We start from the raw sequence: 6113 nt of genomic DNA, 5'->3' as shown, positions 1-6113 counted from the left end.
AGTAGAAGTCGTGGGTATGACATGGAACGTTAAAAAGCAAACACCTGATATCGACATGTTGTTACATGTCGATATCAGGTGTTTTATGCTTGTTGTGACGATGTGGATGATTTGCCTTCTTAATCAAAAACAATCGAACACTTTCAGAAAAAGAATCGACTTGAACGATCACCTTTTGTCTTTTGTGCCATAACGAGTGAGTAGCAAGTTACGGCACAAAAGACATTCTATCACATCGTTTGAAAAAATGCAGAAAATAGTTTCTAAGTGACGAGACATCCTAACGTTTATTTTAAGGTGTCTACAAACTCAAATGGGATGATTTAAAAGTAATCTAGTACAAAAAGACATAGACTTTATAAAACCTCTTAAATCGGTCGTTAGGCACCTTAAAATGAAAGGTGCATTTTAAGGTAGATTAGATATGAGTGTAAGTGAATCAAAAAGTGGGGTAGTGAGTATGTTTTTTGAATTTGAAATGTGTGTGTGATTTTGATGTGGAATTCGGGTTTAGAAAAAGCGACTAAAAAGTGGGGTTAAAAAGCTCTGTTTTTTTTGAGGTTTTTTCGACCGGTTTTTGGTCGTTTTTTAAGAGCAAAATTTAGCCGGTTTTTTGGGCTAAATTTTCTATCTTGATACAAGGGTAACTATTTCGGTGACGAAATCGGTGCCCTTGTATGCTTTTAGGCCTTGTGGTTGTAGGCTTCAAACGAAAAAAAGACTTGCATAACCCAGCATAGTGATTTATCATTTTTATTGACTAGATAAAAACAACAAAATCGCATGGAAGGAGCAAGTCTCTTTTTTAAAGGGTTTGGTGTACCCTTTTTTATTATTCAACTGGGACTAATATATCAAATATGACAAATAAAAATCAAGGTGAAATTGTTGGAAAGTATCAACCGAAGAAAAAGCGGAATTTAAAAATCTATGAATTTATTAAGGGTAAATTGAGTGAAGGTGGGCGTGAATTGTTTAAGGATTGTAGTACGTTCAATCAATTTATTTCAACTCGTGATAAAGAAAAACATAAATTAGTTGCATCAAATCCTTGTAAAAATCGATTTTGTCCGATTTGTGCCTGGAGAAAGGCTTGTAAGGATGCGATGAAGATTGCGACGATGATGGAGGCAATAAAGATTGAGGAAAAGAAGAAGTTTTTGTTTCTTACATTGACGACTCCAAATATTAAAGATGAATTAGTAAAAAGTGAGATTGATAGATTTAATAAAGCTTTTAAGAAATTATTTGATAGAGCAAAAGTGAAGAAATCTATCAAAGGGTATATACGCAAATTAGAAATGACGTATAACAAAGAGCGTGATGATTACAATCCGCATTTTCATGTTTTGCTTTGTGTGAACAAATCTTATTTTACAGATGCCAAATCTTATATTTCACAAAAAGAATGGTTATCGATGTGGAGAGAAGCGACGGATCTAATAGAGATAACACAAGTACATATTCAAAAAGTGGAGTTAATTCGAGAAGGGAATGCGGTTGCGGAGGTTGCGAAATATTCGGCAAAAGATTATGAAATGGCAAGTAATCAAGATGTGTTTAATGTGTTTTATCAAGGATTAAAGGGACGTCAATTAATTGTTTATGGTGGGTTGTGTAAAGAGTATGTGAAGAAGTATGAAAATGGTGAATTGGACAAGTATAAGAGTAAAGATGAAAGCGAGTATTTTTATAAAATTATTGCAAAATGGAATCCTAATTTGTTGAGGTTTCATCAGGATTGTGTGGAGTTAACAGAAGAGGAAAAGTTGCAATATAACGGTAGTTTGCAAGAAGAAATGGAAGTAAAAGATTGATAATGAGGTAGCATCCATTTTGCAAGAGATGGATGCTCTTTTTTATAATAAAAAATATATGCAATTTTGCATACTTAGAAAAAGTGGTTTTTGGATATGCCATAATTAGCTTTGTTAAAAAATTATCTTCGGAGGAATTATACATGTTAAATATAAATATTAAATTTAAATTCAAAAAAATCATTCCAGCAACAATGGCATTTGCAGCACTTTTAACAGTTGCGCCTTTATCTTCTTTTGCAGCTGAAACAGAAACTCCTGTAAAAAATAATGTGGTAAATTTCCCACAAACAAATTATAAAGTTGAAAATGTAAATCAAACTGTTTCTTTAGATGAAGATGGTGATGTATCAGCTCAAGGGTGGAAAAAATCAGCTGTTGTTTGGGGGTTGAAAAATGGTGGAGATGCGTTACAGACACTTACGAAATGGTTGGGTGCTGGAACTAAGGAAGCAAAATATTTGAATAAACATGCGAAAAGTATTGCCAATGCATTAGATCGTTTTGAAAGTCATATTGAACAAAATTTAATTGATTTTATGATTTTTGAATGTGGAATTCCTGGTGGTTCAGCTAGGGTCATTGCAAGTGCAATTACTGGTCTTATTTTATAATTAATGAATTGTAGGTGTTTAATATGAATATTGAACAGGAAATTTTTAAGCTAAAATATCATAAAGAGTTAATGTTAACTATGCTTTTACATGAAAATCCTGATAAATTTGTTTTTTATCATCAAATTATTAATTATGATTTAGACAAGAATGATGAAAAAGTAATTTTGAACATTATTTCTTTATTTGACAAAAGATTATCTAATGAAAGTATGTTTGTTTTTGAAAAAGAGTTTTTTGATTCTATTGATTTACAAGTGATTTATGATTGTAATGTAAAGCCAACTATCGAGGAATATGAAGGGTATTTAAAAGCAATGAATATTCCAATAGAACCAAAATATTTATTAATGGCAATTAATAAGCAAAAAGAATCAGATAGCGTTTGTGAGTTTTTATTAGAACAATATAAAAAAAAATAAGGTGCGAAAAGCGCCTTATTTTTTTGTGTAACGGGGAGAATGAGGGGATGAAGAAGTTAGCTATAATAGGTGTATTGTTACTTGGTATATGTGGTGGAAGTGTAACGTCTTTTGCGAGTGAGTTATCAAAGAAAGATGATTATTTAATTATGTTTCAAGATAATATTGACAAGAGTTTGATTGAAAAACAAGATGGAAAAGTAAAAGAAACGTATTCCCATTTACCCATTGTAAAAGCGGAATTTTCTTATGATCCAACGGATAATTTGAAACAGTATGAGGAAATTGTGGAAGTTGAACCAGATGGATATGTAAAAGCAAATGGAACAGAAGATTCTTTACATAATGGGATGTCTAATGTGTTACATACGAAAGACAAAGGAGTTTCTCCCTTAACGGGAAAAGGAACTTCTGTTGCGATTTTAGATACTGGGATTGATAGAGAGCATCCAGATGTAAAGATAAAAGATGGGATTTCATTTGTTGAGAATGTTTTAGATTTTGATGATGATAATGGGCATGGAACACATTTAGCAGGCATTATTGGGGCGCAAAAAAATAATATTGGCATGACAGGGATTGCACCTGATACGGATTTATATGCAGTAAAAGTGTTAGATAAATATGCCAATGGAAAATACAGTACGGTTGTAAAGGGAATAGATTGGGCGATTGAGCATAAGGCAAATATTATCTTAATGAGTCTAGGCGGAAAAAAGGAATCTATATTTTTTGAGGAAGCTATGAATAAGGCGTATGAGAAAGGGATCTTACTTGTTGCATCCGCAGGGAATGAAGGATATAAAGAAGGGAATTCAATTACCTATCCAGCTAAATTTGATTCTGTAATTGCGGTTGGAGCGTTGGATAATAAAAATCAACGTGGGTTCTTATCTAGTAAAGGGGAACAGTTAGAATTAATGGCGCTAGGCGTTGATATCTGGAGTACATGGAATAACGGTGATTACAGGCTAGATAGTGGAACTTCAATGGCAGCGGCTCATGTAGTGGGTGTAGCATCTTTGTTATTAGAAAACGATAAAATGATGTCTAACAAAAAAATGAGAGAGTTACTAAAGAAATCAGCAACTCCTTTAGGGAATCCACTTGAATATGGAAATGGGAAAGTGAATGTAAATCGTGCTTTGCAAATCATGAACCAAAAATAGAAGAGAGTTAACTTTTACAGTTGGCTCTCTTTTTGTATATTTTCAGGGTATTCAAAAGGGTGAAAAAAGGACTATATATTTAAAATAGAAAAGGGGGCTTTAAAGGGATGAAAATATACCTTAAGGAGATTTTAAAAATGGTGAAAGAACAAATTAAATTATATGTTTCTGAAGAAGAAAAAGGACGTTTAGAGGTGTTAGCTAAAATGAATAGTACAAGCGTTTCTAACTATGTCAGAATGACGGCATTAGGTGTTCGGATTAGACCTCCTAAAGAGATTCCCATAATTGTTGAAAAGGACAGTGTAGAAGAAGAGGATAAATTGGTGTTACAAGAATTGCTTGAACGGACACAAGGAAAGAAAGATTTTATCACGCTAGATAGAGAGTTTAATATGCGATTGATTGCGGTCGCAAAACGATTACTAGAGTAGAGAAGGATGTAGAGATAAGTGTCAACGGTACCGGACCGAACCCGAAAGGGGCGGGAGGATAAGGAGTGGACACGTGCGTCGGATAGTCCACCCTCTTGGCAGTTTCTCCAAACATTTTGTTTGGGGAACGCCTACCGGCGAGGGAGCCTCCCAGGATTGGGAGGTTGGTGGGTGGATGTTTGTATTGCGATCCAAGGGGCATCCCTTGGTCGGCGTTTGGGGGCGAAACCCCAAGGTCTTTGTTGCGCTGTGGCGTAACTTGGCGAAGCCAAAGAGCCTCGCAGAGCCTTTTCATTGTGTATGCGTAACGGAGTGAAGTGTCGCAATACAGAAAAGGTTACTTTGCGAAAGTAACAAAGCTTCTGGTATAGTGGTAGTAAGGAGTTGAGTGGGGATGAGCATGTCGGTTTCTCTCAAAAAAGCAACGAATAAAACCAATATTAAACACAACAATAGGGTGATGAACGAGAAGGAAAAAGAGCGGAATTCGCATATAGATTATTCAAAGTCTGATGGAAATAAATATCTTGTTCAAAAAGATATAAAGGAATTGTATCAAGAAGAATTTGGAGAAGTGTTGGAGAACTATAATGCCAAACAAAAACGAAATGATCGAAAAATTGATAATTATTACAAACACATTCAATCTAGTAAAAAAACTTCACTTCAGCAAGAAATGATTGTCCAAGTTGGTGACATGAAAGATTTTAATTATCGTGCTGATTATGAAAAAGCGAATGAAATTTTATTGGAGTGGTTCAAGGATTTTGAAAAAAGAAATCCTAATTTGAAAGTGTATAATGCGGTGATTCACAATGATGAGGCAAGTCCTCATATGCACTTAAATTTTGTGCCTGTGGCAAGTGGCTATAAGCGAGGACTGGAAAAGCAAGTATCGTTTGATCGGGCTATTACGCAACAAGATGCAACACTAGATAAAACGCGTCCTTTTGATGATTGGCGAGAAAAAGAAGTGCAGTTGTTAGAAAAAGCATTAAAAGAGCGTGGTATTGAACGGAAATTAGTTGGTACAAATGAGTATAAAGATGTGAATGAGTACAAAGAAAAAAAGGATTTAGAAAGAGAAATTCGATGGTTAGAAGGAGAAGTAGCTAAAAAGAAAGATGAACTTGTAAAAGTCAGTGAGCATGTTCCTGAAAAGAAAATGAATCTAAGAAGCAAAAAGAAAGAAGTTAAGACGGAAGTAAAGCCCAAATTTATTGGGAAACCAGAAATTATTGAAAAAGAAACAGGGAATTATGTTTATACACCAAAACAAGTTACCTATCTGGAAGATTTGGTAAGTGCAGCTGTCACTGTAAAAAAAGATTATGAGCGTTTGCAGACAACAGATCTCGTTCAAGAAAATACAAATCTTCGTGAGGAAGTTTATCAAAAAACGAAAGAAAATGAAGAGTTAAAAAAGGAATTCGTGTCAGCTACGCTTGAAATCAGTTCGTTAAAGGGTGATATACACTATTTAAAGGCTCATATAAGAGATTTACAGACGAATATAAGGGTTTTATACCAAAATACGAAAAAAGTCTTTAAAGAGCAATTTAAGGCGTTTAGAGGGCTTATTCAGAATGAATTGGATATGAAGGGGGTAGACAATCAATTTGAACGTGAGCATGAACATGAAAGTAAGAGGAAAGTG

7 protein-coding genes are annotated in these 6113 nt (G+C 34.3%); all 7 read left to right on the top strand.

Annotation, left to right across the window (positions count from 1 at the left end; genetic code table 11):
• Positions 1 to 193: hypothetical protein (locus ACQGS6_RS21495; RefSeq protein ID WP_426965564.1), on the top strand; the 193-nt coding region annotated here is incomplete at its 5' end.
• Positions 194 to 860: 667 nt separating this feature from the next.
• Positions 861 to 1817 (top strand): protein rep, encoded by a 957-nt coding sequence (locus tag ACQGS6_RS21490; RefSeq protein ID WP_426965563.1) that lies wholly within the window; start codon positions 861 to 863, stop codon positions 1815 to 1817.
• A gap of 143 nt (positions 1818 to 1960) precedes the next feature.
• Complete coding sequence (locus tag ACQGS6_RS21485) at positions 1961 to 2431, top strand: hypothetical protein (RefSeq protein ID WP_426965561.1); 471 nt, start codon at positions 1961 to 1963, stop codon at positions 2429 to 2431.
• 23 nt (positions 2432 to 2454) lie between these two features.
• Positions 2455 to 2853: a DUF1878 family protein gene (locus ACQGS6_RS21480; protein ID WP_426965560.1), complete on the top strand. Its 399-nt coding sequence runs from the start codon at positions 2455 to 2457 to the stop codon at positions 2851 to 2853.
• Positions 2854 to 2900: 47 nt separating this feature from the next.
• Positions 2901 to 4022 carry a S8 family peptidase gene (locus tag ACQGS6_RS21475; RefSeq protein WP_426965559.1) on the top strand — a complete coding sequence of 374 codons (1122 nt, stop codon included), beginning with the start codon at positions 2901 to 2903 and terminating at the stop codon, positions 4020 to 4022.
• A gap of 107 nt (positions 4023 to 4129) precedes the next feature.
• Positions 4130 to 4456, top strand: a complete 327-nt coding sequence (locus ACQGS6_RS21470; protein ID WP_426965558.1) for a plasmid mobilization protein — start codon at positions 4130 to 4132, stop codon at positions 4454 to 4456.
• Positions 4457 to 4850: 394 nt separating this feature from the next.
• A partial coding sequence (locus tag ACQGS6_RS21465; protein ID WP_426965557.1) for a plasmid recombination protein occupies positions 4851 to 6113 on the top strand: 1263 nt, incomplete at its 3' end.

This window comes from Bacillus sp. GMs2/2, assembly GCF_050172095.1.
GTDB classification, from domain to species: domain Bacteria; phylum Bacillota; class Bacilli; order Bacillales; family Bacillaceae_G; genus Bacillus_A; species Bacillus_A cereus.
The sequence above is the reverse complement of the archived record's forward strand: the minus strand, read 5'-3'. Positions and strand labels throughout refer to the sequence as shown.